This window comes from Erwinia psidii (assembly GCF_003846135.1).
In the GTDB taxonomy this organism is placed as follows: domain Bacteria; phylum Pseudomonadota; class Gammaproteobacteria; order Enterobacterales; family Enterobacteriaceae; genus Erwinia; species Erwinia psidii.
In genome coordinates, this window is the sequence record NZ_RHHM01000016.1 from 76408 (window position 1) to 103231 (window position 26824).

Consider the following 26824-nt stretch of genomic DNA (forward strand, 5'->3'; position numbering starts at 1 on the left):
CCGATGAGCAATCCATCACAACAGCAACAGCAACAGCCACAGGAACAACAGGGCTGGGCGCAGGATGAATTCAGCGCCCTGCTGAACAAAGAGTTCCGGCCAAAAACCGACTCTGCCCGTTCGGCGGTGGAAAGCGCGGTGAAAACCCTGGCGCAGCAGGCGCTGGAAAACACCGTTACCGTTGGAAACGATGCCTATCGCACCATTCAGGCGCTGATTGCGGAGATTGACGAAAAGCTCTCCAGGCAGGTCAACGAAATTATTCACCACGATGATTTCCAGAAGCTGGAAGGCGCGTGGCGCGGCCTGAGCTACCTGGTGAACAACACCGAAACTGACGAGATGCTAAAAATCCGCTTTATGAGCATCTCCAAGCAGGAACTGGGCCGTACCCTGAAGCGCTACAAAGGCGTGGGCTGGGACCAAAGCCCCATCTTCAAAAAAATCTATGAAGAAGAGTACGGTCAGTTTGGCGGCGAGCCGTTTGGCTGCCTGGTAGGTGATTACTATTTCGACCACAGCCCGCAGGATGTGGAGCTGCTGGGTGAGATGGCGCGTATTGGTGCCGCCTCACACTGTCCGTTCATCACCGGCACCGGGCCAGGCGTGATGCAGATGGAGTCATGGCAGGAGCTGGCAAACCCGCGCGATCTGACCAAAATCTTCCAGAACAGTGAATATGCCGCCTGGCGCAGCCTGCGTGAGTCAGAGGATGCCCGCTATCTGGGGCTGGTGATGCCACGTTTCCTTGCCCGTCTGCCTTATGGTATCCGTACCAACCCGGTTGACAGCTTCGATTTTGAAGAAGAAACCGACGGTGCAAACCACGGAAACTATACCTGGACCAACGCGGCCTATGCGATGGCGGCTAACATCAACCGCTCATTTAAAGAGTACGGCTGGTGTACCTCAATCCGTGGCGTGGAGTCGGGCGGCGCGGTAGAAAATCTGCCCTGCCATACCTTCCCAAGCGACGACGGTGGCGTGGATATGAAATGCCCGACCGAAATCGCTATCAGCGACCGCCGCGAAGCGGAACTGGCGAAAAACGGTTTTATGCCGCTGGTACATCGCAAAAACTCTGACTTTGCCGCCTTTATTGGTGCGCAGTCATTGCAAAAGCCGGCGGAATACCATGACCCGGATGCCACCGCCAACGCACGTCTGGCCGCGCGTCTGCCGTATCTGTTCGCCTGCTGCCGCTTTGCGCACTACCTGAAGTGCATCGTGCGCGACAAAATCGGCTCCTTCCGCGAACGTGACGAAATGGAACGCTGGCTGAACGACTGGGTGATGAACTACGTTGACGGCGATCCGGCGAACTCCTCACAGGAAACCAAATCCCGTAAGCCGCTGGCCTCTGCGGAAGTGCAGGTAGAAGAGATCGAGGATAACCCTGGCTACTACGCCGCCAAATTCTTCCTGCGTCCGCATTACCAGCTGGAAGGCCTGACCGTGTCGCTGCGTCTGGTGTCCAAATTGCCGTCGCTGAAAGCGGATAACGTCTGAGTGAATAACGCACCCTGTGCGCCGGTAAACAGAAGAGGATCTGCTGATGATCAACCGAAAAGTCTACACCGTTATAGGCGATCTGCATGGTGATACCAATGATGAGGAATTTCCATTGAAGACATTGTGCGATAAATGCGTGAAATATTATCGAATTGACTCTGAACAGGATTTAGAGGCGGAGTCCTGTTGCGACCACTGTGGTTTGTAATATTGCGGTGATGATGCCTCGCGTTTAAATTCCCTGTGCGGAAAGGGTAATACGTTTTATTGTCCGATAATCAATGTTCTTTTATTTACCGGCGGCAGGGGGGGATTTCCTCTGTTTATTCCTGCATATGAAATGAAGCGAATTGATTCAGAACCGAACTCACTAGACTATATTTGTTTGCCCGCCTGTAACTGAGAAAAACTCCGCGTTCTAACGTACCACACCTGCGTCAGGCTCCGTACGAGGAGTGTGAGCAACAATTATACCGAATGGGACAGGCTTTTATTTCTTCGCCATCAATCCGCAGAGGTGTTCATCAATGAACACCTCTGCGTACTCCCTGAAATATCCTTGTCGTGAGCGATATTAAGGAGCGAGGCACAGGTTAAATATGGACGGTTTTATTCAGCGTCATACTTTCCTGTTTGCCATTTCAGTGCTTTCTGTTAAGCAAATCGTTAACTAATAAAGAGTGGATAACCATGGCTATTGATATGTTTATGAAGGTCGACGGTGTGACCGGCGAGTCTAAAGACTCAAACCACACTGGCTGGACAGATATTACTTCTTTCTCCTGGGGGGCATCTCAGCCAGGCAATATGGCGGTTGGCGGCGGCGGCGGTGCGGGTAAAGTAAATTTCAATGACCTGCATGTTAATGCACTGATCGACAAATCAGTGACCGCGCTGCTGAAAAACTGTGCCAGCGGTAAGCACCTTGCTAAAGTTGAGCTGTCGGTATGTAAAGCGGGTGGTACTCAGGTTGAGTATGCGCGCATCACGCTGGAAGACGTTCTGGTGACAACAGTTAACTACAATGGGTCTGACAACGGCGATACGCTGGGCATGACTTACTCATTCCAGGCGTCCAAAGTGAAACAGCAGTACTGGGAGCAGAGTTCTTCCGGCGGTAAAGGTGCAGAAAGCACCGCTGGCTGGAATATTAAAGAGAATAAAGAAGTTTAAGTTGCTTATTAAACCTCCCCTGTGGGGGAGGTTGATGAACAACAATGACAGCTGGAAAGTTAAATTGCCACTGAGGGATTTATTCGTGAGTATTATCAGAATAAGCTTGGGCGTAGGCAGTGGCCAGCCTAATAAATTCCGGGATGTACAGATGGTTCAGTCATTGCTGAACAGCAACAAAGTGATTACCAGCCCAGGTAATGAGCTGAACGTGGATGGTCTAATTGGCCCCAAAACGATTGAGCGGATAAAAGAATTTCAGCAAAAGGTTGTCAAATTATCCAGCCCCGATGGTATTGTTTCTCCTGACGGCCCAACGATGCGTCATTTACATTTCCATTCAGATAAAGTTGCGCCAGTCAGCAATACTTTCACCAGCAATACCAATATGCGCGAGCTAACAGAGGAAATGTATGTCAGTGCAGCAAAATCGCTGAACTGTGAGGTTGCTGCGGTAAAAGCGGTGGTGATCACCGAATCCAAAATGACCGGGCCTTTTGATGCCAAAGGCCGACCCACCATTCTTTTCGAACGCCATCATTTTATGGCCTATACAGATAAGAAATATAACAGCACCCACCCTGATATATCCGGGCCTCGCGGTATTCCCTATGGGAAATTCAGTGTGCAGTATGACCGGTTGAATGAGGCGATTAAACTTGATCGCGAGGCTGCACTGAAGTCTGCTTCGTGGGGCGCATTTCAGATAATGGGTTCCAATTATGCAACGTCAGGTTATGCCAGTGTGGAAAAATTTGTCGAGGGAATGAATACTCTTGCAGGTCAGGTTTATGCCTTTGTGAATCATATATCCAGAACGCCGGTGTTATTAAATGCGATAAGAACTAAAAATTGGTCAAATTTCGCCTACCACTATAACGGTCCGGGATATAAAGATAAAAATTATGATACGCAAATGGCGACCAACTATGATTATGCACTGCATCATTAATCAAGGATTAGCATGAAAGTTAAAAACATAGTTCTGGCACTGATATGTTCAATTAGCAGTGCCTTTGCTATTGCCGACGTCAGGCTTAACGCTTCTGAACCTGCTACAGTTTATACTGCTCTGACGGAAAAAGCGGTCCAGGCAGGTCTGGCGAATGTGAACATTGATTCTGCACAAACGTTTGATGTTATTCAGCAGGGTAAAAAGCTGGGTACATTGGTGAATGGCAAAGGTTGGTTGAGAGATGTTCACCCGGTGTGTTTTATAGGATGGTCAACCGCTGCCGATCCCCGTGCGTTCTTTATGCAGACGATGGGAGCAGATGCCTGGGAAACCGTGGATTGTGATAAAGTCGAATCTGTCGGTGTTATATCTGAGTCTGGCGATAAAAATCTGAAGATTGCCGTTATTTATCAGGTCGATGTGCGGGGAGAATACTCGCGAGATTATATTGTTCTGGGTCTGAAAGAGAATGACAAACTCGACTACGACGCAGAAAAAACCGTTTTTTTTCAGAAAACCGATATCAAAGATATCCCTGAATTCAGACGGCTTTATCAAAAAAAATAAAAAGCGTGTGAATTGACAGGATATATGGCTGGCTTAGCACGCTGTTCCATCAGGCTCTTTTATTTACCATATTGAACACAGGCAGTGCCCGACATCCTCAGGTACTTCCTGTAGGCGTTGTTTTCTCTGTGCTGTCTGCGTTCACACCGCTTGCAACCATGACGCCTGTTGGTCGGGGCACAGCAAGCTGGCGTGATAAAGGCAAACAAGCAGATAAGGGTAAATGCAAAATGAAAGGCAACCTGATGGTTTCACTCCTGCTGGTCGCCGGTTTCACCGGTGCCACGCCTTCAGCGTCCATTAACCCGGTGGTTAAGCAGGTCAGGATGACCGTTGAGAAAGAGAAACTGGTCAGTAACCCAGACTGCACCGACTATCTTTTCACTCAGAACGCCGGGAAGGACATGGATCTGGTGGATGTGATGGAGAAGCATGGTGGCCAGTGTCCGGGGGATGTTCAGGTGCAGCATCGTCTGTTCAGCGTGTATGTCGATCAAAAAACAAAACAGATGGTCAGTGACAAAGATGATCCGCAGAACGGCAATCTGTCTTTGCTGCCACCAGCAGAGTAATTCATCAGTTTAAGCACTCCGGTTATTCTTATCGCATTACAGGAGACTGTCCGGCGGGAGCGTTTTTTTAATATGTGGTTGACGGGATTGATAGCGACCCTCAGTGCTCTGGCGATATCCCGCACTCCTGCGCCAGTGTGCGACAGTTCAACAACCTGCTCGTTACGGTGTGTTTTCTCGCCTCACAGATATAAGTTTGTGGGGAAATGCAGAGCGATGACCGACAACGAAAGCGCTGCTGTTGGCAACGGCTACGGCCATGCCGTAACCGCGTTCGAATGGTAAACAGGGCTAACACCTTAACGACCAACAGACTATCAGATATTTCAGTGGATTGACGACATTGCTGAAGGCTTAATTTAAAAATGCCAGTTGAAATCAGATGTATTTTATAAAGATATCTGTATTGGATTATGAGAATATTACTTGCGTGTTTTTCTCTGTTAATGGTGTCCTCAGTCGCATATGCTGAACACAGCGTTGAAGTATTTGATGGTAAAAAATATCAGGTAAAAATAACCAGCAATTGTAATGAGGTGAAATGACTTGTGACAATATGGTCTTTGAGTCTGAAAGTAAAAGAAGTGGTAAAAGCATTATATTAAAAGGTGAAACTGTTAACACTGATTGTCCTAATATGTGTAATTTGCGTGGTTGCCAGTACAGAAATGATGAATATAGCTATACGATATTGAGTAACCAGCAGTATAAAAATCTATAGTCTCTTTCGATTATGAAAGATAATAGAGTTATTGACGCCGTTAAAGGTAGTATCAATTAACATCTTGCTCTGGTTAGCTGTTTTCTTAACGATTACCTTCTTAAATACCGTTTCTCATGCCGCAAGTACTGGTATATTCAATGGTAAAAGATTTACCATCACCATAACCGAACATTGTTCTGAAGGGAATGTCTCCTGTGAGAACGTTACCTTCGTTTCTGAAAAAAAACGGCTAATGGCATTCTGTTAAAAGGGAAGGCGGTCAATGTAAATTGTCCCGATACCTGCGATTTTCGTGGTTATGAATTTAAAAATGGTTTATATAAATATTCACTGCTTACGGATGATTTTGTTAGCTGAGATTTGAATGTATTTAAAAACGACAAGCCAGTCTCTACAAATAACGGAACATTAAAATAATTATAAAAGCTAATAATTGACTGAGGAAATATTGCTTGCACGTCTTAATCTGTTGGCGTAAAGCTACGGCCTGTCTTGTTTAGCATTTTTTTCGAGCAGATGACCACTTAAATACTGGCCAGTTGCTTGATTTTAAGGAGAGGATGGGCTGCCTTTTTTAGCACATTGATGATGTTATTTTCATTACAAAGATTATCGGTTCTGTCAGGCTTTGAGCTTTCTTCTGGGTTAGTGTAAGGTTTCTGTATTAAAGAGATAGCGTAACGTTAAGCATTTTTAAACTAAACATACTGACTGATGCCTGTATTTATTATTGTTTTTTTTACTTGATCTCATGAAAACCTTTGCAATTGTCCGAATTTAAATAACTTATATATGGTCATCATTTAGTCTCCCTGTCCGCTTTCCTCACGGCAGGACCGGGAGGATTTAATATGTGATTATGATTATTGCTTAATTTAATGTAACAAGATACTGAAAGAATATAATCTGGCTAACCAGAAGCTTCGAAATTCAACACTGCACTGCCAGTGGTTATAAAAAAATCATGCAAAGGTGTTGATTAACAATCCTGACCATCCTTATGGTGGCGAATATTCATACGCAAGTCTGAGGTGAAATATGACCAATTTTATTCAGCCTGATACTTATATGTTTGCTATGTCAGTACTTTCTTTTAAGTAAATTATTAACAAGTGAAGAGTAGATAACTATGGCTATTGATATGTTTATGAAGGTTGACGGTGTAACCGGCGAGTCGAAAGATTCAAATCACACCGGTTGGACAGATATTACCTCTTTTTCCTGGGGCGCAACGCAGCCGGGCAATATGGCCGTTGGCGGCGGTGGCGGTGCAGGTAAGGTTAATTTCAGTGAATTACACGTTGAAGCACTGATTGATAAGTCAGTGGCAGCATTGCTAAAAAACTGCGCCAGTGGTAAGCACCTGACTAAAGTTGAGCTGTCGGTGTGTAAAGCAGGTGGTTCTCAGGTTGAGTATGCACGCATCACCCTCGAAGATGTGCTGGTGACGCAAGTAAAATACAACGGTGCTAATAATGGCGATTTAGTGGGCATGTCTTATTCCTTCCAGTCTTCTAAAGTGAAACAGCAGTACTGGGAGCAAAGCTCTTCCGGTAATAAAGGAGCAGAAAGCAGTGCTGGTTGGAACATTAAAGAAAACAAAGAAGCATAAATAACAGCAGCTCCTCCTTTGTGGGAACTTTATTTCTTAAGTTCAATGTGTTACCGAGATGTGTTGATAGTAGAGATGATGGTATGGCAAAAATTAGTGATGCTGTTGGGATCGGACAGAAAAATAATTATGCGGATGTTCTCACTGTTCAGATCTTACTCAATAAAAATAAGAAAGTTACTACGCCGTCTGACAAATTAAGCGAAGATGGAATTATAAGGCCTGCGACAATAGAAAGAATAAAAAAATTTCAGCAGGACGTTGTTGGCTTAAAAAATCCCGACGGAATTATTTCCCCAAACGGTATAACGATGCATAATTTAGTTGTGCATTCATCCTTTCATACTTCGACCGATCGTGCCACGAGGTCAGTAATATTCAGTGAGGCTCAACTGGTAGAGGCTGCGAAAAATCTTGGATGTGAAATTGCAGCAATTAAGGCTGTTGTCCTGACCGAAACACCGCGTGGAGCCTTTGACGAGAAAGGGCGACCAAGTATTCTTTATGAGCGTCATTATTTCCACCGCCTGACAAATGGGAAATACGACAGCGATGCTGTGCTTTCTAACAAAGATGCTGGTGGGTATGGCAAATACAGCGTTCAGTATGATAAATTAAATAAAGCTATTGCGCTTGATAAAAATGCTGCACTGCAATCTGCTTCCTGGGGCGCTTTTCAGATTATGGGAGCAAACTTCAAGGCTGCTGGTTATGCAAATGTTGAGGACTTTGTAAAAGCAATGCAGACCTTGCAAGGGCAGTTAGATGCCTTTGTTAGCTTCATAAAAAATACGCCGCCGCTGCAAAATGCGTTGCAAAATAAAAACTGGGCCACTTTTGCAAAAACATATAATGGGCCAAAATATCTAAAAAACGAATACGATACAAAACTTGCTAATAACTATCAGGCTGCATTGAAAAGCTCATGAGAGGAAATATGCGTTTATCTTTTTTGATCCCAATGGTATTTCTGCCGGTTACGGTATTTGCCCAGACATCTCTGAATGCTATAAGTGATTCTGCCTTCCAGAAAGATTTGTTTAAAAAGTCTTCTGTAAAATCTATCCAGGGCGGTTCACCCGTCGATGGACAGAGTTTTACCCTGACTGGAAAGGGAAAAGTTCTGGGGACTTTTATCGCAGGTAAAGGATTCAACGCACATGATGACAATGTCTGTTTTGTGGGTTGGTCAGAGAAAAAGCCGCTGATCAAGACCGTGATCCCGACCATTGGTTTCGACGACTGGGAAGCTGAAGTCTGTAATGCGACTAAATCTGTTGGTATCATCTCAAATGACAGTGACACCACGATTAAAATTGCCGTTATCTATGAAGCTGCATCTCCCAATGCAACCGCTGATGAGGCCGTCATTTTCTCTGTAGATAGTTCGAAAAATGATATTGAAATAGATAAAGCGTTAACCGGCAGAATTGGATCTTCCGGGGCGAAGACGATCGGGGAATTAAAAAAACATCTCACGGAAGCACATTGATTTTTTCTCATTAAATTCAGGTTTTCGGCGTTATTGATAACCTGAATTAATCACAAATTTCAATGCTGATATCAGAGCAGATAAATATTTTCCGTCAGAATTGTATCGTCAAAAATAAAGTCGATGAAGGGGTATCCCAACAGACAGGCTTGTCCGTAATCACTAATACCGTTCAGGAATAACATCTTTCAATCTGTTTTCAGGGCCAGCTCATAAAATGAAAAAACTGACACCACGGCTTCTGGCAGGATCGCTGCTGGCGATCTGTCTGGCTGCACAGGCTCAGGAAGATTGTAGTAAGAAAACCATCAGTTGGGCCGTTGATGAGTGCAGGGAAAACAATAAAGTTGCAACGGAAAAAGTGTTAAATGCAGAATATCAGGCAGCGAAAAACCGCATTGTTGAACAGTACAGTTACGATAACAACGTGGTGAAAAAACAGCTGCAAATGCTGCTGGATACCCAGCGTAACTGGCTGAAATATCGCAAAGGCCAGTGTGAAATGGAAGCCAGCCTCGCCGAGGAGGGGAGCAGCGCGCACTCTGGTTTTATCAATGAGTGTATCAATAAACTTGATAAACAGCGCATCGTGCAATTCAAAGAAATACCCTACGGTTAAGCATCGTGTGTCAATGTGGTTCCGGGACATAGTAAGCAGCAATAAAATTGACCCGTGCTGCGATTTTTCTTTACGCTCTGTATTAACTGCCTGATAGCCCAACCGGGACCGGTTATACATTTTTATTTATCACCGCGGTGAAATAAATATTTTTTATTTTTCTGACAGCAACAAGATGGAAGTATAATTAATGGGATGCCTCTGACGCTCCGTATTTTCTCAGCGCAGACCTGTCTCGTGGAAAATAAATGACCTCTGATAGCTTATCACCAGTGAGTTAAATCAGGATCCCCTTTCTGCAGGCGAAAGATTTCCCTGCCGCCATTAAAAGTAATGCGTTATCAGGGGTTGTTACCGCAGGCTATTTTATTTGCCCAGCATCGTTCGACATTCTCATCCGGGCTGCATTCCTGTGTACGGTTCGTGCCCCGGTTACCAGCAATAATCACGCGTGGCGGGACAGAAACGACTCCCGCACTCTCCTTCGTTATCAGGAAAACGTTATGCGATTTACGATAATAGCGAACAAGCCCGGCCATCAGCCGCCGCAGAGCAGCTGTGATTTCCAGCCGCCAGGCGGCACCATCGGACGTGGCGTTGATAATAACCTGGTGCTGCCAGACGATGACCGCACCATTTCCCGCCTGCAGGCCATTGTGCATATCACGGCGGAGGGCGAATGCCGCATTACCAATCGTGGCAACGTGACGCTGGTACACCTGAATGATATTCCGCTGGAGCGTGGGCGGCAGGTTGATCTGCAGGAAGGTGATATTCTCAGCATTGATGAATACCGCCTGCAGGTCAGTGAGCGTTCTTCTGCGGCACCCACTCCGGTTCGTCCTGCACCGGTTGCCCGTCCTGCGGCACCTCAGCCAAAGCCGGTTCAGGCCGCGGCACCTGCCGCCATTCCCAGTGAGATCTGGGACAGCCTGGCAGAAGAATTTTCCATCAGCGACAACCTCTCCAGCCGTAATAAAACCGCTCCCGCCAGTGCTAATCCGCTGACGGAGGCACCCGCTGCAGATCGTAACCCGGTCGATCCGCTGGCACAGTTTGCTGCGAAACCGGACACGCTTAATTTTGACCGTCGTCAGCAGCAGCCGGATACGCTGTTTAATAATGACGCGCTGTTTAACAGTGAAAGCATCTTTGATGACAGCACGCCAAGCACGCTGATTGCACAGCCTGCGGCCAAACCGCAGCGGCCTGAACCGGCTAAAGACGAACTGGACCCGCTTGCCCTGTTTGGCGGGGGCAGTGCGCCTGCCCAGGTAAACAGCGACGATCCGTTAGGCCTGCTGGGTAACGCCATGCCACTGACGCCGGTAGATGAATCCGGGGCCGCTCCACAGCCGGTGAAACCGGCTGGCAACCAGCAACATCCTGTCCCGCCAGCGGTTGCAGCACGGGACAGCGATTTCGATCTTTTTGCAGAGCATAAAACGGCTACGCCGCCAGATTCAGCGCTGGCGCACTCGCCGTTGTTCGATGAGCAACCGCTAGCGTCACCGTTATTCGACGAGCCATCAGCGGCATCGGATCATGCTATACCGGCACCAACGCCAGCGAGCGCACCTGCGCTCCCTCAGGCTGAGGAACTGCCTACCCAGCCGCAGGATTACGGCGGTATTACGCTGCCGACACCGCAGGCGGTGGCCCGCAGCACCACGCCGCCGCCAAAAGGTCGTCTGCGTATTGATCCGGTCTCCAACCCGATGACGCAACAGGGCGCGACATCGGCTTTTGCGGGTGAAGCCCTTGATGGTGAACTGCTGCAGGCGCTATTGAGTGGGATGGGCCTGAATGACCTGCAACCCACGCCGCGCTTCGACAGCGACACCATGCAGGAGCTGGGACAGATGCTCAGTATGTTCTCACAGGGCACCGTGGCGCTGCTCTCCTCGCGTTCGATCCTCAAGCGCGGCGTGAAGGCAGAGATGACGGTGATCCTCGACGAGGCCAACAACCCGTTCAAGCTGTTGCCTTCCGGTAAATCGGTGCTAATGCAGATGTTTGGCAGCCGGATGCCGGGATTTATGCCGCCCAGGCAATCGGTTCGTGATGCGCTGGTGGATTTGCAGGCGCACCAGCTGGGGATGATCGCCGGGATCCGCGCGATCATTGCCTCAATGCTGCAATCCTTCAATCCGCAGCAGCTGGAGGAAGAAGCCAGACAGGAAGGCGTTACCTCGCGGCTTTCACTGCCCGGCAGCCGTAAAGCCGCGCTGTGGGAACACTTCACCAAACGCTACGGCGAAACGGCTGGTGAAATCGAAGATGACTTCCATACCCTGTTCGGCGAGGCGTTCCTGCATGCCTACGATATGGAAGTGAACCAGTACAAAGACTCTCAAATCAGATCGGAAGAATGATGAATATCACCATTGCCTCTATGTCTAATCAGGGAGCCCGCGAAAGTAACCAGGACCAGACCGGAGAAAGCATCGGGGAGCGATCGGCCTGCTTCGTGGTCTGCGACGGTGTGGCGGGATTACCGGGAGGGGATGTTGCGGCAGAGCTGGCGCGCAACACCATCCTCGATCGCTTTAACGGCGACCAGCATCTGGATGCGCAGCGCATTCGGCAGTATGTCAATGACGCCAACAGCGCCATTCGCCGCCAGCAAAAAGCGGTCAGCGACTATAAACGTATGGGCACCACCATGGTCAGCCTGTTTATCGACCGGGATTATGAGCTGGCCTACTGGGCACATGCGGGTGACAGTCGGCTTTATCTGTTCCGTCGCGGCTACCTCTACCATGTCACCACCGATCACAGCCTGGTGCAGCAGATGAAAGACGCCGGACACCAGACCGAAGGGATTAACGGCAATCTGCTTTATTTTGCCCTTGGCATGGGTGATGCGGAGCGCGACGCCAGCTACAGCGATGTGGTGCCGATTGAGGATGGCGATGCTTTCCTGCTGTGCACCGATGGTTTCTGGCATGGCCTGTCGCAGGAGCATATGCAGCAATCCTTGCATATGGTCAATACCCCGGACGAATGGCTGACGCTGATGCAGCAGGTTATCCGTAAAAACGATCTGCAATCAAAGGTCAGTCAGGACAACTACAGTGCCGTCGCCGTCTGGGTGGGCGATCCGCAGGACACCACGCTGCTTCATTCGCTGTCGGAAGCGGCCCAGTTTTTCCCTCTTCGTGATTAACAGCCTTCAAGGACTTCTATGAAATATTGGCTATCAGGTGCGCTCTCACTGCTTGTCGCGTCCAGTGCCTGGGCGCAGGATTACCGTGTGGTTTCATCTCCCTCGCTGAAACTGGACATCTGGATCGATAACATCAAAAACAATTCACCGGCCAGCTGGTGTGGGCCAGAACTGCCACTGCGTATTGTGGCAACCGGCAATAAAAACCCAGCTGTGCTGAAAAATTTCCTGCCGCGTGTCGGGAGCGTACTGGAAAAACAGTGTAAAACGCTGAACGTCATCCGCTGGCAAATGAACGACAGTAGCGGCAACTCGCTGGCTCAGGGTAGCGCAGGTAAAGCACAGGCATGGGCAGTGAAGGTGGAACCGGTCGCTGCCCCGGTAAGCCAGGCGACCCAGATGCCGACCGGGGGGGCCACCACGGGCAACGGCGTCGGCCAACCCCCGGCGGCTTCAGCGTCCGGCGTACCGACTCAGGCGGCCCCGGTGGTGAAACCGGAAGATCTCTCGCCGCCAGCCGACACCACGCCCTGGACCCAGTTCAGTCTGATGGACGGTTGCCATTTCCGTACCTGGTGGTACAACAGCGATCAGACCCGCGCCCTGTTTGTACCGGCGAAAGGCGGTGTCACCTGTGGCAGTGATGGCTGGCTGACGGGTGAAAGTCAGATAACCCGCATGGGGAAAGACACCAGCAAAAACCTGTCGGTCGTTTTCATGGAGGGCTTCCCGGTTTCAGGACTGAGCAGCAAGGCAACGGGTGCCGAGGTACAGATCACCACGGTGAACAATCAACGGATGGTACTTGCCGACGAGAAATCCCCCCAGAGCTGGATGGTTGTACCTTATGCCCCCCAGCTGAACGGCTGGCAGGCCAACGGCACGGTGGTGGTGCAGATAAGCCAGCAGGAAGCCAGTGACGAAAGCGTCTTAAAAGCCCGTCTCGACGAGGTACGCAAGGTCTGGTCGCCATATCTGCTTGATAAAGACAGCCTGTCGATCCGTCTGGTGGAGGCGCTGCATCCACAACTGAAAGATCCGGCTGCCGGTTCATTCCGCACCCTTAACTAGTTCACCGACCGTAATAAGGAAAGCCTGTGTACTCTCTTAACCAACTGATGTCCGGGACCTCCCTGGTGGAAACGCTGAGCCGGGTGGAAAATGAGATCAAAAGCCGTCCGGCCGATGCCGACCTGCGTGCGACCTTTGTCCAGCTGTTGTGTCTGGCGGGCAACTGGACGCGGGCGCTGACGCAACTGAAGTCATGGTTGGCACTGAAGCCGCAGGCAAAGCCGACCGTGACCCTGCTGGAGCAGGCGGTCCAGGGCGAAATACAGCGAGCTGATGTCTTTGCCGGTCAGGGGCAGCCGCGTATGCCGGGCGAGGCGTTCAGCTGGGCGGAAAATCTGCTTAACGCCCTTCGGGCGGATGTGGCCGGTGAACATGACAGCGCCGCCGTCCTGCGGGCAGGAGCCTTTGAGGCAGCGGTGGTGAATCCGGGCCAGGTGAAACAGGAAAAGACAGAGCAGGAACAGACGGTGGCGTGGCTGATGGATGGCGATGGTCGCCTCGGTCCGGTCTGTGAACTTATCGTCAACGGTCATTACACCTGGCTGCCTTTTGCGGCCATCAGCGAGCTGCGTTTTCAGCCACCGGCCAGCGTCACCGATCTGGTCTGGCGTCACACGCTGGTCAGACTGATCGACGGCAGTGAACAGGTTTGCCAGCTGCCGGTGCGTTATCCGTTCGCCAGCGATGCGGCAGACCGATTCAGGCTGGGCAGCGTCACCGAATGGACAGCGCTGGATGACGAAGGTGAGCAGTTCACCGGTCACGGCCAGAAAACCTGGCTGGGTGATGAAGCAGAGTTCCCACTGTTGAGCCTGGACGTGCTGACTTTCGCGGAAGCCGCCCATGAGTAACGATGTTGACCCGTCGCATCAGGGGAGCGATCTGCTACGCGGTGGCTTTCGTTACCGCAACAGGCAGGACGCGCTGAACGTCCGCGACAAAATGCAGCCCTCACTGCTGGATCGGCTGACCGATAACGCCCCGGACAAACAGCAGGAGGCGGTCAGCAACACGGTGATCTCCCACAGTGCGTTGCGTCGTAACGTACTGCGTGATTTGCAGTGGTTGTTCAACTGTATTAACAACGAAGCGCAACAGGATTTACAGCCCTTCAGCCACGTACAGCGCTCTGTTTACAACTTTGGCGTTGCACCGCTGGCCGGTCAGCGCATGTCGGATATTGAATGGCAGGATATTCAGCGCAAGTTGACCAACTCGATCCTGCATTTTGAACCGCGCATCCTGCCAGCCGGACTTCAGGTGCGCTGTGTGTCGGATACCGGTTCGCTGAATCTGCACAACGTGTTATCGATTGAAATAAAGGGGCGTCTGTGGTGCGTGCCTTATCCGCTGGAGTTCATGTTCCGCACCGAGCTGGACCTGGAAAACGGCCACTTTGAGCTGAAAGATGTAGGGTAATTATGGACAGCAAACTGCTCGATTATTACAACCGCGAACTGGCTTACCTGCGAGAAATGGGGGCGGAGTTTGCCGGGCGCTACCCGAAAGTCGCCGGACGCCTGGGGATGCGTGGCATTGACGTGGCCGACCCGTATATCGAGCGGCTGATGGAAGGCTTCGCGTTTCTGACCTCCCGCGTACAGCTGAAAATGGATGCGGAATTTCCGCGTTTCTCCCAGCGTCTGCTGGAGATGATCGCACCTAATTACCTCGCTCCGACGCCCTCAATGGCCATTGCTGAACTGCACCCGGACAGCAAAAAAGGGGATATCAGCGGCGGCTTTCTGGTGCCGCGTGGCACCATGATGGACAGCCAGACGCTGAAGAAAAGCGGCGTCACCTGTAGCTACACCACCGCGCACGACGTGATGTTGCAGCCGCTGCGCATTACCCATGTCGAGCTGGGCGGCGTCCCGGCGGATATTCCGCTTGGCCCGTTGGGCCTTGGCCAGCGGGGCGCGGTCAGCGCGCTGCGCATTCGTCTTGAATGCTTTCATGATGTGGTGCTGAATCACCTCAATCTTGAACAGCTGATGTTCTTTCTCAGCGGCCCGGATATTCAGGCTCAGAAATTGCTGGAGCTGATGATGCAGCACACGGTGGGCAGTTTCTGCCAGACCGTCGAAGCCCGTCCTCAGCGGATGGTGCTGGACGACGATGCCCTGAAGCAGGAAGGATTCGCGGCAGATCAGGCGATGTTGCCGGACGACCTGCGCAACTTTGATGGTTACCGCCTGTTGCAGGAATACTTTGCCTTCCCGGCCCGCTTCCAGTTTGTCAGTGTCAGCCAGCTGAGCGGACTGGCGGCCAGATGTGCGCCGGGCGTAAAAGCCTTCGAAATCGTGCTGCTGCTGGATAAAGCCGATGCGGCGCTGGAGCGGGTGATTGATAAAAGCCATCTGGCGCTGCACTGCACGCCGGTCATTAATCTGTTTCCGAAAACCGCCGAGCGGCAAAAAATCAGTAACAGCGTCCATGAATACCATCTGGTGGTGGATAACATCCGTCCGCTGGATTATGAAATCTACTCGGTACAGAAACTCTTTGCCAGCGGCGACAAGGGGCAGGGCGAGCAGATTTTTCGTCCGTTCTGGAGCACCTTCAGCCGCGACGAGGGAGATTACGGCGCGTATTTCTCACTGCGCCGTGAACAGCGCACCCTGTCAGAACATGCACAGCGCTTTGGCACACGCACCGGCTATATCGGCTCAGAGGTTTTCCTCTCGCTGGTGGATGAACGTCATTCACCGTGGAATAACGATCTGCGTCACCTGACGGCCGAGGTGATGTGTACCAGCCGCGATCTGCCACTGATGCTGTTGCAACAGGACCAGGGTAATTTCCTGATGTCTGATTCCATTCCGGTTGGCCAGCTCACCCTGCGCAAAGGGCCTACGCCACCGCGTCCGGCCCTGGCGGAAGGACTGACCACCTGGCGACTGGTCAGCCACCTGCAAATGAACTATCTCAGTCTGATGGACAGCGATGATGGTCAGGGCGCATCGGCGTTGCGTCAGCTACTGGGACTGTATGCCAATCTGGCCGATGCGCCGGTGGCAAGGCAGATTGACGGTATCCGTCACTGTCAGCTGAAGCCGGTTTACCGTCGCGTACCTGAACCGGGGCCGATTGTGTTTGCCCGCGGTATCGGCATTGAGCTGAACGTCGATGAGCAGGCGTTCTCCGGCTCCAGCCCGTGGCTGTTGGGCAGCGTGCTGGAGCGGGTATTTTCACGACTGGTGGCGATGAACGCCTTTACAGAAATGACGCTGACCAGCCAGCAGCGCGGCGAGGTGGGTTACTGGCAGCCACGGATGGGGAAAAGGGCGCTGATATGAGCGAAGAGACGGCACAAAGTCTGACCATCCGTGCGCTGACGCGCCTGCCCGATCGCTTCTGGCAGGGCGTAACGCAGACACCGTGGCGTTACGATCTGTTCCAGCTGCTGCGGCGGCTGGATGCACAGGGTGGCGAGCGCTACCCGCTGGGCCGTGCGCCGTTACCGCGCCATGAGCCGCTGCGTATTGGCCAGGAACCGTCGCTGGCCTTCGCGCCCGCCACGCTGGCTCACGCGGCACCCCGTGAAAACAGTCCGCTGCATGAAATAACCATCACCAGTTTTGGCCTGTTTGGTCCCAATGGCCCGTTGCCCACGCACCTGACCGAATATGCCCGCGAACGGGTTTATCACCATCAGGACCACAGCTTTACCGCCTTTGCCGATCTGTTTCATCACCGGCTGACGCTGCTGTTTTACCGCGCCTGGGCCGATGCCCAGCCGACCGTCTCGCTCGACAGGGAAGATAATCGTCACGTTGAACGCTATCTCGCCAGCCTGATCGGTATGGGCCAGCCCGGTCAGCTGGAAAAAGGCAGCCTGAGCGATCATGCCCGTTATGCGGTGGCGGGGCATCTGAGCCGTCACGGACGCGACGCGGAAGGATTGCAGAAGATCCTCTGTCATTACTTTAAGGTGCCGGTCACGCTGACGGAAAACATGCCGCACTGGCAGCCGGTTGATACGCGGGAGCGCGCACGGCTGGGGGCAGGAAGACGTATGCCAAGGCTCGGTGAATCGACGTTTCTTGGCGTGGCGGTGCGGGATGTACAGCATAAGTTTCGTATTGAGCTGGGACCGCTGTCGCTGACTACCTACAGTCGTTTTCTGCCGGGCCAGGCCTGGGCCGTACAGTTGCGCGACTGGGTACGGCAGTATCTTGGCATTGAGTTTGTCTGGGATGTTCGTCTGACGCTGGCGGCAGAAGAAGTCAAAGGCGTGACGCTGGGCGGTCCTGCCCGGCTGGGCTACAGCAGCTGGTTGGGAAATCAGACCAGCGTCCAGCCCAGGAGTGATTTGATCTTCAGCCCGGAACCGGCAGAACGTATTGGGATATAATGCGTTGTTTTATATGCATATAACCGGGCGATGTGATGTTGACAGTAACGAGCAGAAAGGAAGAACTGAACAACGCGGTGAGACAGCTGAACGGGGTCAGTTGCGCAACTGCGTAAAGAGTTGATCTCCAGCCCGGAACCGGCAGAACGCATTGGGATATAATGCGTTGTTTTATATAAACATAACAGGGAGGTGTCATGTTTTCAGTAACGAGCAGAAAGGCAGAACTGCAGAACGCGGTGAGGCAGCTGAACGGGGTCAGTAACGAAACCGGGCTGGTTTATCTTTCTTCAGGCGAGGCGCGTAGCGCATTCTTCAGGGAGATAAACGCATTAATCAATCACGTCACCCGCGAGGTGGATATCCACTGTATGTCGCTAAGCGGCGCGATCAAAACGCTGAATGAAGAGACGGCTTACCTGCGCCAGCAACAGTTTCAGCTGATGACCGGCAGAATGGTGTCCTATGCGGCGGTGGAGAAGCAGCGTCTCGATCGGCAGGTAAAGCTGACGCTTAAACAGGTTGGATTTGTCGGTGGTGGCGCACAGGTTTTTGGCGGTTTTGGCATTTGTGCCGCTTCTCTGGGAAGCTTTTGTGCTGGATATGGTCTGCCGCTGGCGGTACACGGTATCAATAATGTTTATGAAAATGGTTACTATCTGCTTTACCGTAAGGATAAGTTTGGCTATACGCGACAGGCTTATCGCGCAATAGCCCATCGACTGGGATACAGCGAGAACCAGGCGGATATGGCTTTCAACGTTGTTGATATTGCTTTGTCCGGCTATGGCTTAACAAGGCCGGTATTAAGAGCGGATACCTTTCGTCTGTTTAGGCATATTAATACTGACTATATTCGGGGTTGGCAGGAAATGGGGCCGGTTCCTCTTATCGTCGAGATGTCAGCAGACATAAGCACATCGACAGATATCTGGTTTTCAGGGAGAAAATAGCATGTACAGCGAAGTAACCATAACCGACAGCAGCTGGCTGGTGACGCTGGGCTATTTTATTATCTCAATACTGGTGCTTATTCCTTTATATTTGCTGAGTTCAGAAAAGTTTCTGCATTTCCGCCACAGGTACAGGCTAAAAACCATAATAATTTTGATGGCTGGCACACTTCAGTATTGTCTTGCAGCAAATGGGGTGGATGCTTTTTATCGCTTTTTTAATTATCCCGTATGGCATGATGAAGCAACCATTCGTTTCTCTGCCATCGCATTTTTTCTTGTCTACGCGCTGTTTATGGCTGACTGGAAAAGCATCACCACAAAGAAAAAAAAGACGGAAGAAAACAGTAAACGCTAATACCACCCTGCAAAGCCTGAACCGTTTCACCTTTAATTAAACACGAGTCCCTCCGGCTCTGAACCTGCCAGCCAGAAATACACCCGGCTGATGGGTTCATCCCCTTTTATCAACAGCATCACTACCACTGAGAAAAACCATGTCAGAGATCAGCCGTGCCGTGTTATTCGGCAAACTGGATACGCTGTTATTTACCTCGCTGGAAAGTGCTACCGCGTTTTGTAAACTGCGTGGCAACCCTTATGTTGAGCTGGTGCACTGGCTGCATCAGCTTATGCAGCATCAGGATGGTGATTTGCAACAGCTGATCCGCTATTTTTCACTGGATGAAGATGCGCTGACGAAAGATATTACCGCCGCGCTGGATCGTCTGCCGCGGGGTGCCAGTGCGGTATCCGATTTGTCAGAACACATTGACAGCGCCGTGGAACGCGCCTGGGTTTATGGCTCGCTGAAGTTTGGCGTGCAGCAAATCCGTGGCGGCCATCTGTTGATCGGCATGTTGAAAACCTTCAACCTCGCCAACCTGCTGAAAGGCATCTCTGCCCAGTTCAGCCGCATCAACACCGATACGCTGCTTGAACAGTTTGACAGCGTGCTGGCCAACAGCAAAGAAGCCCAGCAGGTGACGTCTGCACCGGCTGACGCGAATATGGCCGTACCGCAACAGAAAGGCACGCTGGCGCAATATGCCCAGGATCTCACCGCGCGGGCGCGTGAAGGGAAAATTGACCCGGTGGCAGGGCGCGACGAAGAAATCCGTCAGATGGTGGATATTCTGATGCGTCGTCGGCAGAACAACCCGTTGCTGACCGGTGAGGCGGGCGTGGGCAAAACGGCGGTGGTCGAAGGGCTGGCCCTGCGTCTGGCGGCAGGCGATGTGCCGCAGCCGCTACAGGATGTACAGCTGTGGCTGCTGGATATCGGCATGTTGCAGGCCGGCGCGGGCATGAAAGGTGAATTTGAGGCGCGTCTTCAGGCGTTGATCAATGAAGTACAGTCCAGCCCGACGCCGATCATTCTGTTTATTGATGAAATCCACACGCTGGTGGGCGCCGGGGGGCAACAGGGCACCGGGGACGCGGCCAACCTGCTCAAGCCCGCGCTGGCGCGCGGTCAGCTCCGCACCATCGGGGCTACCACCTGGGCGGAGTACAAAAAATACATTGAGAAAGATCCTGCCCTGACGCGCCGTTTCCAGACCGTACAGGTCGCAGAGCCGGACGAGGAAAAAGCACTGCTGATGCTGCGGAGCACCGTCAGCCCGCTGGAAAAACACCATCGGGTGCTGCTGCTGGATGAGGCGGTGGCCGCCGCCGTGAAGCTGTCGCACCGCTATATTCCGGCCCGTCAGCTGCCGGATAAAGCCGTTGCGTTGCTGGATACCGCCTGCGCCCGCGTGGCGGTCAGCCAGAGCGCACAGCCGCCGCAGCTGGAAGACTGTCAGCACCGCATCCACGCGCTGGAAATCGAAAAAGAGATCGCCGGGCGTGAAGCGAAAGTGGCGATTGGCGATCCTGCCCGCGTGGAGAAACTCGACCAGCAGCTTGCTGAACTGGCTGTCCTGCGCGCTCAACTGAGCGATCGCTGGCAGGCAGAGCGTGGGCTGGTGGATGAGATTATCGCCCTGCGCGCCGGACTGCACGACGACGACGCACAGGACATGGCCGCTCTCCACCAACAGCTTACTGAGCGGCAGCAGCAGCTGAAAGTATTGCAGGGCGACGCGCCGCTACTCTTTGCCGCGGTGGATGCCAACGTGGTGGCGGCGGTGGTGTCTGACTGGACCGGTATCCCGCTGGGACGCATGGTGAAGAATGAGATCGACGCGGTGCTGAAACTGGCCGACACGCTCAATGAACGTGTCATTGGTCAGCGCCATGGGCTGGATCTGATCGCCAAACGTGTCCGTACCTCCCGTGCGCGTCTTGACGATCCCAACAAACCGGTGGGCGTCTTTATGCTCTGCGGCCCTTCCGGCGTGGGTAAAACCGAAACGGCGCTGGCGCTGGCGGAAACGCTGTACGGCGGTGAACAGAATATTATCACCATTAATATGAGCGAGTTCCAGGAGGCGCATACCGTTTCCACGCTGAAGGGGGCGCCGCCGGGCTATGTCGGCTACGGCGAGGGTGGCGTGCTGACCGAAGCGGTGCGTCGCCGTCCCTACAGCGTGGTACTGCTCGACGAAATTGAAAAGGCGCACCCGGATGTGCATGAAATCTTTTTCCAGGTGTTCGACAAAGGCTGGATGGAAGACGGCGAAGGACGGCACATTGATTTTCGCAACACGCTGATTATCCTGACCTCTAACGTCGGTACACAGCTAATCAGCGCCATGTGTGCCGATCCTGAACTGATACCGGAACCGGAGGCATTAGCCACCGCGTTGCGTCCACCGTTGCTGGAAGTATTCCCGCCCGCCCTGCTGGGCCGTCTGCTGGTGGTGCCATACTATCCGCTGAGTGACGAGATGCTGGCCAGCATTGTCCGCCTACAGTTGAAACGTATTCAGCTCCGCCTGGAGCAAAATCACGGTATTGTTTCCGAGGTGGACGACAGCGTGATTACGCAGATCGTCCAGCGTTGCACCGAAGTGGAATCCGGTGGCCGTATGGTCGACGCGATTCTTACCAATACCCTGCTACCGCAAATGAGCCAGATGTTGCTCAGTGCCAGCGCGCGCGATGAGCAGTATCGTCGCCTGCGTGTCACCCTACAACAGGGTGAATTCCAGTGTCAGTTTGAGGCGTGAAGCCCTTAACCATCAGAGAGTTATCAACTATGTCAGAACAAGATACTCCGCGGACGATCCCTAACGCTTTGCCGGTGGGCTACCGCTTTAACGAGTTTGAAATCAAGGAAGTGATTGGCGGAGGCGGCTTTGGTATCGTTTACCGCGCCTGGGATCACCAGCTTGAGCGTACCATCGCCATTAAAGAATTTATGCCGACCTCACTGGCGGTACGCAGTGACGATCTTACCCTGGTGCTGCGAAGTGAACGCTTCAGCAAAACGTTTCACGCCGGACTGAACAGTTTTATTCAGGAAGCGCGGCTGCTGGCCCGTTTCAATCATCCTAACCTGCTGCACGTTTTGCGCTTCTGGGTGCAGAACGATACCGCCTACATGGGCACCGCGTTCTATACCGGTACTACGCTGTCACAGCTGCATCTCACCCGCCCGGAGATGATCAGCGAAGCGTGGATCCGTTGCCTGCTGCCGCCGCTGTTCGGTGCCATCAACACCATCCACCAGGAAGGTTATCTGCACCGCGATATCTCGCTGGATAATATCCAGATCCAGGAAAATGGCGTGCCGGTGCTGCTGGACTTTGGCTCTGCCCGTAAGGCGATTGGCAACCTCTCTGACGAAACGGAAACCATGCTCAAGCCGGGTTTTGCACCGATAGAGCAGTACAGCGATGATAACGAGAGTGAGCAGGGAACCTGGACCGATATTTATGCTCTGGGAGCGGTGCTGCATACGCTGATTGTCGGATCGCCTCCGCCGGTAAGTGTGGTGCGCAGCATCGAGGATAACTATCAGCCGCTGGCTAAACTGCGTCCGGCGGGCTACTCGCTGCCGCTGCTTCATGCCATCGACCGGGCGTTGCAACTGCAACCGGAAGACCGACCTCAGACCGTTGATCAACTGGCGGCATTGATGGAACTGCCACCGACCGATATCAATGCGAGCCACGAAGTGAATGTCAGCGGGCCGGGTACCATGCTGGTGCCGGTGGAGCCTGAACCTGCCGCCGCCACCGCCAGCACGCCGCCGGCCACCCCCGCGAAGCGTTTTCTGATGCCGGGACTGATTGCCGCCGGGGTGCTGGTGGGCATTGGCGTTGGCGCGATGATTGCCGGGGGCAGCAGCGATACCCAGGCGCAAAGTGCATCGACAGCCCCGGCGGAAACAACATCTTCAGCGTCCGGGCAGCCGACGGCCACAAGGTCGCCACCGCCAGCAGAAACCGCCAGTACCAACGTGGCTGCTTCTGACGCGGCAACGGCACAAAGTAATGAACCTGCAAAACCGTCCGCGCCACCGCCCCCGGCACCGATTGCCCAGGTGTATATTCGCCTGCAACCCGGCGATCGGGTAGCGATGAACGGCAGCCCACAGGCGTTGGTACCTGCACCAAATGGCTTTGCCATGTTGCAGCTGGCACCGGGTGATTACCGCTTCAGCATCAGCAATGATGGCCACACCCGTGACCAGAATATTACCGTCGATCGTGAAGGTGTGTGGTTGCTCAACCCACAGGGTTAATCTTTTTTAACCAACCGGCAGGCATATTCTGCCGTTGCAGTCAGTTCGGGACATCATCGTCCCGCTGCCGACAGATAAAGTACGGTTCTGGAAACTGAACGGCAGTGTGGCTGTCCCGACGCAGGGGCTGTTATGCGGCACACACCGGCTGAATGGCAACAACGTGAAAAAGACATATTTCTGGGGGGGAGTAAAAAATATTTATACGGCCCCGGATTGTGTCAATGATGCCACATCTGTCGTTGCATCAAGGCTGAAAGCCTTCGGTTTTAATATTTACATTTTGGTCTTTAACTCACTGCACGTTGTAACGGATATAATGTTCGGCACTGAGATAAAAGCAGATGGCATGCGATAAATCTGCGGTTATATTACTTTCCCCAGTTTATCGATATATATGGCATCTGCTGGCGTTACAAAGTATTTGGCTGTTTGGTCGTTAAGTTATGAAAAAGGTGAGTGACCGTTTGCATCATTTCTTATTAACGCAATGATTTCAGCCACTGCCTGCTAATTTCATCCAGACAGGTTTACCACGACAATAACCAGAAAAGACTATGATCGATCTCCGAACGCAAACCGCCACGCTCGAACACTACGTTCGTGATAATTACTCCCGGCATTTTCCGACTGAATTTACGGCGCAGGCTATCAGTCTGGAAAATTTCCGGCTGGATTACCAGCCCTGGCTTACAGGTGAAATACCCCTACCGGCCTGGCTGCAATCAACGCCACCGTTTGCCGATCGGGAAACTTTGCGCGACCGGGCCAAAGGGGCTTTGGTGGGGCTTGCAGTTGGCGATGCGGTAGGCACCACGCTGGAGTTTCTCCCGCGCGACCAGCACGTCGTCACCGATATGGTTGGGGGCGGGCCTTTCGCCCTGCGTCCGGGCGACTGGACCGACGATACCACCATGGCGCTTTGCCTGGCGGAAACTTATCTCTACAAAGACTGCCTGGATCTGACGGATTTCCGTAATCGCATGGTGAACTGGTATCGACACGGCGTGAACAGCGTCACAGGGGTCTGTTTCGATATCGGGGGAGCGACACGCTTTGCACTGGAACAGTTTCTCTCACAGGGTGCGGAGTGGTTTGGTAATACCGATCCCGGCACTGCCGGTAACGCCGCCATCATTCGTCTGGCACCGGCGGTTATCTTCCGGCGTCACTCGCTGTTACACACGTTGCACGATGCACAACAGCAGGGGCGGGCGACGCATGGTGCGGTTGAATCGCTTGATGCCAGCCGCTTACTGGGGCTGATACTACACCAATTGCTGAACGGTGCGGATAAACAGCGTGCGTTATCGCCGCATCTTTGCCCGTTCAACGCCCGCACGGCGCTGATTAACGCAGGGGAGTATCAGCATAAAAGCCGGGAGCAGATCCGCTCAAGCGGCTACGTCATTGACATGCTGGAAGCTGCCATGTGGGCGGTGTGGCACACCGATAACTTCCGTGATGCAGTCCTGCTTGCCGCTAACCTTGCTGACGATGCCGACAGTGTGGCGGCCACTGCCGGACAAATTGCCGGGGCGTTGTATGGCTATTCAGGCATCCCGTTGGCATGGCGCAACAGGCTGGCTGAAGGATCCCGAATCGTCACTCTGGCCGAAGAGCTGTTTAAGCGCGCGCCATTGCATGAATGAAATATTGCGCGGCAGGACAAATTATATCGGTGATGGATTGTCATTGACCTCATCGGCCACCGCTATTCTCCGTTGGATTTTTTTATGGTACGCCGCCACTATCGCCCGATAAGTGATTCGACATTGGGCGGGAAAATTATTAAAGACCGGCCACATCAGAAGGGAATAATTATTCTGCTGACGTGGAATACACTTAATATTATAACTGAGAGGGTGATACCCAATGGTCGATTACATTTACATATTACTAAAAAGCGCGTGGCATTTGATAATATCAAAACGCAAGGTCTGATGCCGGCTGCAAAATTATCGGGGGCATCGGTTGCCCAGCGCGAGGGAACCTTTGCCGCTGAACGTGAAAAAAGTATTGAGAAAAAAGCGCAATCCAAACTGACCTCATCTGTTTCCTATGGCATAGGACGCGGTTATAGCCCTGAACAGATAAAAATAAGCACTATGCGCCTGATGCTGTCTCGTTTGATGTAAATACAGAACGGGATCGTGCCTATGAAATGTTAAGAGATATCGAACAGGACTTTTATAAAAAATCCTTCCCGGCGATTGCAGGAGCAAAACCTCCCGCAAGCGATCTGAAAAACAGAAATCTTAAACGAACACTGGCAGAGGAAATGTATCGTGGCGATTCAGGGCATCCGTTATGCAGATTTGCCAGGAAAATAACCGAGTTCGAGTACGCCATCGAGGAACAGGTGACCTCTAATCATATTTATTTTTTTCAGGAAAATGGCGCGGAAGCGTTTTATGACAAATACACCAGGCATCATGGTGGGGGAATACAATGCAGAGTGCTCCGGGTGAAAAGTGATGCCGTTAACCATCTTGAAAAGGACCAGGCCGAGGAAAAAGGATATATGACCAGAGAATCGGTATTACCTGGATCTATTGAAATCTATAATGCTGAGGGAAACCCGTTTCATTCCGGGGAAGAAGAAAAATGGCTGAGTATCGCCACGGCGGCCGAAAGTTAATTCCGTTATTAACCGTCAGGAATAATGCCGCTGAGCGCGCGGTCTGCGTATGGACTTTTGCTGCATTCAGCCACCTGAATCACTTATCTCAGTAAGATCACCGGATTATTTTCTATTGCCGCCTGATTTGGTCTTTCGGGGCCAGCGAAGCTAAAAAACGCTGTGTCAAAGCAACCTGGCACCTGCTGCTGGCGGGCATCATTTTCGCTGGCAGGTCTGGACACGGACAGTGCAGAGACGAAGGCTGGCATTTGAACGCCCTTCAGGGCGGCCCCGAAAGGGGAGCCGAACGAATAAACCGTAGCATACACGAAGTCCGTATTTTTATACGGTCATATGGCGGATCACCGCCGGGCTAAGTCCCTGTAGTAACCTGATTCGTAAAATTATTTTTACTCTTTCCGGCAGGCACATTCCTGCCGGTGCAGCCAGTTCGGGAAAAACATCATGTTCTCACGTATCACCGTACATCTGCCCGTGGATGGCCTGCTGTTCTGGAAACTGAACGGCAGCGAAAAGCTCTCCGACGCCTTTGAACTCACCGTACAGCTGCTGGGCAGCGACGCGCGTATCGACCGCAAAGCCCTGCTGGGCCAGCCCATCAGCGTGGCCATTCCGACACAGGGGCTGTTGGGCGGCACGCGCTGGCTTAACGGTAAAATCACCCGGGTGGGGGTGCACAGCCAGGAGCTGAACGGCACGCGCTACGCGGTATACAGCCTGGTGATGGAGCCGGACGTGTGGCCGATGAAACGCGACCGCAACCTGCGAATC

The 26824-nt window shown here is 52.3% G+C and carries 24 protein-coding genes and 1 pseudogene; 24 read left to right on the forward strand and 1 reads right to left on the reverse strand.

The features are described 5' to 3' along the window. The first annotated feature begins 3 nt into the window (after positions 1-3). The 5 genes from tssC (at position 4) to EB241_RS17825 (ending at position 4779) form a co-directional block, all read left to right on the forward strand. Positions 4-1509, forward strand: a complete 1506-nt coding sequence (gene tssC / locus EB241_RS17805; RefSeq protein ID WP_124234436.1) for a type VI secretion system contractile sheath large subunit — start codon at positions 4-6, stop codon at positions 1507-1509. Between the two features lie 693 nt (positions 1510-2202). After that, positions 2203-2685 carry an Hcp family type VI secretion system effector gene (locus tag EB241_RS17810; protein ID WP_124234437.1) on the forward strand — a complete coding sequence of 161 codons (483 nt, stop codon included), beginning with the start codon at positions 2203-2205 and terminating at the stop codon, positions 2683-2685. Further along, positions 2636-3637: an N-acetylmuramidase domain-containing protein gene (locus tag EB241_RS17815; RefSeq protein ID WP_233592644.1), complete on the forward strand. Its 1002-nt coding sequence runs from the start codon at positions 2636-2638 to the stop codon at positions 3635-3637. The genes EB241_RS17810 and EB241_RS17815 overlap by 50 nt, the downstream gene beginning before the upstream one ends. A gap of 12 nt (positions 3638-3649) precedes the next feature. Beyond that, positions 3650-4207, forward strand: a complete 558-nt coding sequence (locus tag EB241_RS17820; RefSeq protein WP_124234439.1) for a hypothetical protein — start codon at positions 3650-3652, stop codon at positions 4205-4207. A 230-nt stretch (positions 4208-4437) separates the two neighbouring features. Further along, complete coding sequence (locus EB241_RS17825; RefSeq protein ID WP_124234440.1) at positions 4438-4779, forward strand: hypothetical protein; 342 nt, start codon at positions 4438-4440, stop codon at positions 4777-4779. Here the strand turns inward: EB241_RS17825 and EB241_RS22015 are convergent. After that, positions 4701-4931, reverse strand: a pseudogene (locus tag EB241_RS22015) (hypothetical protein); the annotation flags it as partial. The gene EB241_RS17825 and the pseudogene EB241_RS22015 overlap by 79 nt on opposite strands. A 1701-nt stretch (positions 4932-6632) precedes the next feature. Between EB241_RS22015 and EB241_RS17835 the strand changes: the two are divergent. The 19 genes from EB241_RS17835 to EB241_RS17925 form a co-directional block, all read left to right on the forward strand. Beyond that, positions 6633-7115 carry an Hcp family type VI secretion system effector gene (locus EB241_RS17835; RefSeq protein ID WP_124234441.1) on the forward strand — a complete coding sequence of 161 codons (483 nt, stop codon included), beginning with the start codon at positions 6633-6635 and terminating at the stop codon, positions 7113-7115. An 83-nt stretch (positions 7116-7198) separates the two neighbouring features. Further along, positions 7199-8044 (forward strand): N-acetylmuramidase domain-containing protein, encoded by an 846-nt coding sequence (locus tag EB241_RS17840; protein WP_124234442.1) that lies wholly within the window; start codon positions 7199-7201, stop codon positions 8042-8044. An 8-nt stretch (positions 8045-8052) separates the two neighbouring features. Continuing rightward, complete coding sequence (locus EB241_RS17845) at positions 8053-8607, forward strand: hypothetical protein (protein WP_124234443.1); 555 nt, start codon at positions 8053-8055, stop codon at positions 8605-8607. Between the two features lie 217 nt (positions 8608-8824). Further along, entirely contained in the window at positions 8825-9226 is a 402-nt protein-coding gene (locus EB241_RS17850) for a lysozyme inhibitor LprI family protein (protein WP_124234444.1), read from the forward strand. Positions 9227-9729: 503 nt separating this feature from the next. After that, entirely contained in the window at positions 9730-11601 is a 1872-nt protein-coding gene (tagH, locus tag EB241_RS17855; protein WP_124234445.1) for a type VI secretion system-associated FHA domain protein TagH, read from the forward strand. Beyond that, positions 11601-12395 carry a PP2C family protein-serine/threonine phosphatase gene (locus tag EB241_RS17860; RefSeq protein WP_124234464.1) on the forward strand — a complete coding sequence of 265 codons (795 nt, stop codon included), beginning with the start codon at positions 11601-11603 and terminating at the stop codon, positions 12393-12395. The genes tagH and EB241_RS17860 overlap by 1 nt, the downstream gene beginning before the upstream one ends. Before the next feature lie 18 nt (positions 12396-12413). Then, positions 12414-13466: a hypothetical protein gene (locus tag EB241_RS17865; RefSeq protein WP_124234446.1), complete on the forward strand. Its 1053-nt coding sequence runs from the start codon at positions 12414-12416 to the stop codon at positions 13464-13466. Positions 13467-13492: 26 nt separating this feature from the next. Next, complete coding sequence (locus tag EB241_RS17870; protein WP_124234447.1) at positions 13493-14317, forward strand: type VI secretion system accessory protein TagJ; 825 nt, start codon at positions 13493-13495, stop codon at positions 14315-14317. Continuing rightward, a complete protein-coding gene (gene tssE / locus EB241_RS17875) occupies positions 14310-14885 on the forward strand; it encodes a type VI secretion system baseplate subunit TssE (protein ID WP_124234448.1) in 576 nt (191 codons plus the stop codon). Before EB241_RS17870 ends, tssE begins: the two co-directional genes overlap by 8 nt. Positions 14886-14887: 2 nt before the next feature. Beyond that, a complete protein-coding gene (tssF, locus tag EB241_RS17880; protein WP_124234449.1) occupies positions 14888-16765 on the forward strand; it encodes a type VI secretion system baseplate subunit TssF in 1878 nt (625 codons plus the stop codon). Next, positions 16762-17823, forward strand: a complete 1062-nt coding sequence (gene tssG / locus EB241_RS17885) for a type VI secretion system baseplate subunit TssG (protein WP_124234450.1) — start codon at positions 16762-16764, stop codon at positions 17821-17823. Before tssF ends, tssG begins: the two co-directional genes overlap by 4 nt. Before the next feature lie 197 nt (positions 17824-18020). Further along, complete coding sequence (locus tag EB241_RS17890) at positions 18021-18776, forward strand: DUF4225 domain-containing protein (protein WP_124234451.1); 756 nt, start codon at positions 18021-18023, stop codon at positions 18774-18776. Position 18777: 1 nt separating this feature from the next. Further along, positions 18778-19134, forward strand: a complete 357-nt coding sequence (locus EB241_RS17895; protein ID WP_124234452.1) for a hypothetical protein — start codon at positions 18778-18780, stop codon at positions 19132-19134. A 139-nt stretch (positions 19135-19273) separates the two neighbouring features. Beyond that, positions 19274-21889, forward strand: coding sequence for a type VI secretion system ATPase TssH (tssH, locus tag EB241_RS17900; protein WP_124234453.1), 2616 nt, complete (start codon positions 19274-19276; stop codon positions 21887-21889). A 29-nt stretch (positions 21890-21918) separates the two neighbouring features. Next, entirely contained in the window at positions 21919-23409 is a 1491-nt protein-coding gene (locus EB241_RS17905; protein WP_124234454.1) for a serine/threonine protein kinase, read from the forward strand. 557 nt (positions 23410-23966) lie between these two features. Continuing rightward, complete coding sequence (tri1, locus tag EB241_RS17910; RefSeq protein WP_124234455.1) at positions 23967-25061, forward strand: ADP-ribosylarginine hydrolase Tri1; 1095 nt, start codon at positions 23967-23969, stop codon at positions 25059-25061. An 84-nt stretch (positions 25062-25145) separates the two neighbouring features. After that, positions 25146-25547, forward strand: coding sequence for a hypothetical protein (locus EB241_RS17915; RefSeq protein ID WP_233592645.1), 402 nt, complete (start codon positions 25146-25148; stop codon positions 25545-25547). Between the two features lie 26 nt (positions 25548-25573). Further along, complete coding sequence (locus tag EB241_RS17920) at positions 25574-26050, forward strand: hypothetical protein (protein WP_124234457.1); 477 nt, start codon at positions 25574-25576, stop codon at positions 26048-26050. Positions 26051-26497: 447 nt separating this feature from the next. Further along, positions 26498-26824: contractile injection system protein, VgrG/Pvc8 family (locus EB241_RS17925; RefSeq protein WP_233592646.1), on the forward strand; the 327-nt coding region annotated here is incomplete at its 3' end.

What these genes read in the sequence shown, in the direction of transcription:
- tssF (WP_124234449.1), top strand. Translation starts at nt 14,888, where the DNA reads ATGGACAGCAAACTGCTCGATTATTACAACCGCGAACTGGCTTACCTG.
- EB241_RS17835 (WP_124234441.1), top strand. Translation starts at nt 6,633, where the DNA reads ATGGCTATTGATATGTTTATGAAGGTTGACGGTGTAACCGGCGAGTCG.
- EB241_RS17865 (WP_124234446.1), top strand. Translation starts at nt 12,414, where the DNA reads ATGAAATATTGGCTATCAGGTGCGCTCTCACTGCTTGTCGCGTCCAGT.
- EB241_RS17845 (WP_124234443.1), top strand. Translation starts at nt 8,053, where the DNA reads ATGCGTTTATCTTTTTTGATCCCAATGGTATTTCTGCCGGTTACGGTA.
- EB241_RS17810 (WP_124234437.1), top strand. Translation starts at nt 2,203, where the DNA reads ATGGCTATTGATATGTTTATGAAGGTCGACGGTGTGACCGGCGAGTCT.
- tssG (WP_124234450.1), top strand. Translation starts at nt 16,762, where the DNA reads ATGAGCGAAGAGACGGCACAAAGTCTGACCATCCGTGCGCTGACGCGC.
- tssE (WP_124234448.1), top strand. Translation starts at nt 14,310, where the DNA reads ATGAGTAACGATGTTGACCCGTCGCATCAGGGGAGCGATCTGCTACGC.
- tssH (WP_124234453.1), top strand. Translation starts at nt 19,274, where the DNA reads ATGTCAGAGATCAGCCGTGCCGTGTTATTCGGCAAACTGGATACGCTG.
- EB241_RS17920 (WP_124234457.1), top strand. Translation starts at nt 25,574, where the DNA reads ATGTTAAGAGATATCGAACAGGACTTTTATAAAAAATCCTTCCCGGCG.
- EB241_RS17915 (WP_233592645.1), top strand. Translation starts at nt 25,146, where the DNA reads ATGGTACGCCGCCACTATCGCCCGATAAGTGATTCGACATTGGGCGGG.
- tri1 (WP_124234455.1), top strand. Translation starts at nt 23,967, where the DNA reads ATGATCGATCTCCGAACGCAAACCGCCACGCTCGAACACTACGTTCGT.
- tssC (WP_124234436.1), top strand. Translation starts at nt 4, where the DNA reads ATGAGCAATCCATCACAACAGCAACAGCAACAGCCACAGGAACAACAG.
- EB241_RS17850 (WP_124234444.1), top strand. Translation starts at nt 8,825, where the DNA reads ATGAAAAAACTGACACCACGGCTTCTGGCAGGATCGCTGCTGGCGATC.
- EB241_RS17895 (WP_124234452.1), top strand. Translation starts at nt 18,778, where the DNA reads ATGTACAGCGAAGTAACCATAACCGACAGCAGCTGGCTGGTGACGCTG.
- EB241_RS17820 (WP_124234439.1), top strand. Translation starts at nt 3,650, where the DNA reads ATGAAAGTTAAAAACATAGTTCTGGCACTGATATGTTCAATTAGCAGT.
- tagH (WP_124234445.1), top strand. Translation starts at nt 9,730, where the DNA reads ATGCGATTTACGATAATAGCGAACAAGCCCGGCCATCAGCCGCCGCAG.
- EB241_RS17905 (WP_124234454.1), top strand. Translation starts at nt 21,919, where the DNA reads ATGTCAGAACAAGATACTCCGCGGACGATCCCTAACGCTTTGCCGGTG.
- EB241_RS17825 (WP_124234440.1), top strand. Translation starts at nt 4,438, where the DNA reads ATGAAAGGCAACCTGATGGTTTCACTCCTGCTGGTCGCCGGTTTCACC.
- EB241_RS17860 (WP_124234464.1), top strand. Translation starts at nt 11,601, where the DNA reads ATGAATATCACCATTGCCTCTATGTCTAATCAGGGAGCCCGCGAAAGT.
- EB241_RS17840 (WP_124234442.1), top strand. Translation starts at nt 7,199, where the DNA reads ATGGCAAAAATTAGTGATGCTGTTGGGATCGGACAGAAAAATAATTAT.
- EB241_RS17890 (WP_124234451.1), top strand. Translation starts at nt 18,021, where the DNA reads ATGTTTTCAGTAACGAGCAGAAAGGCAGAACTGCAGAACGCGGTGAGG.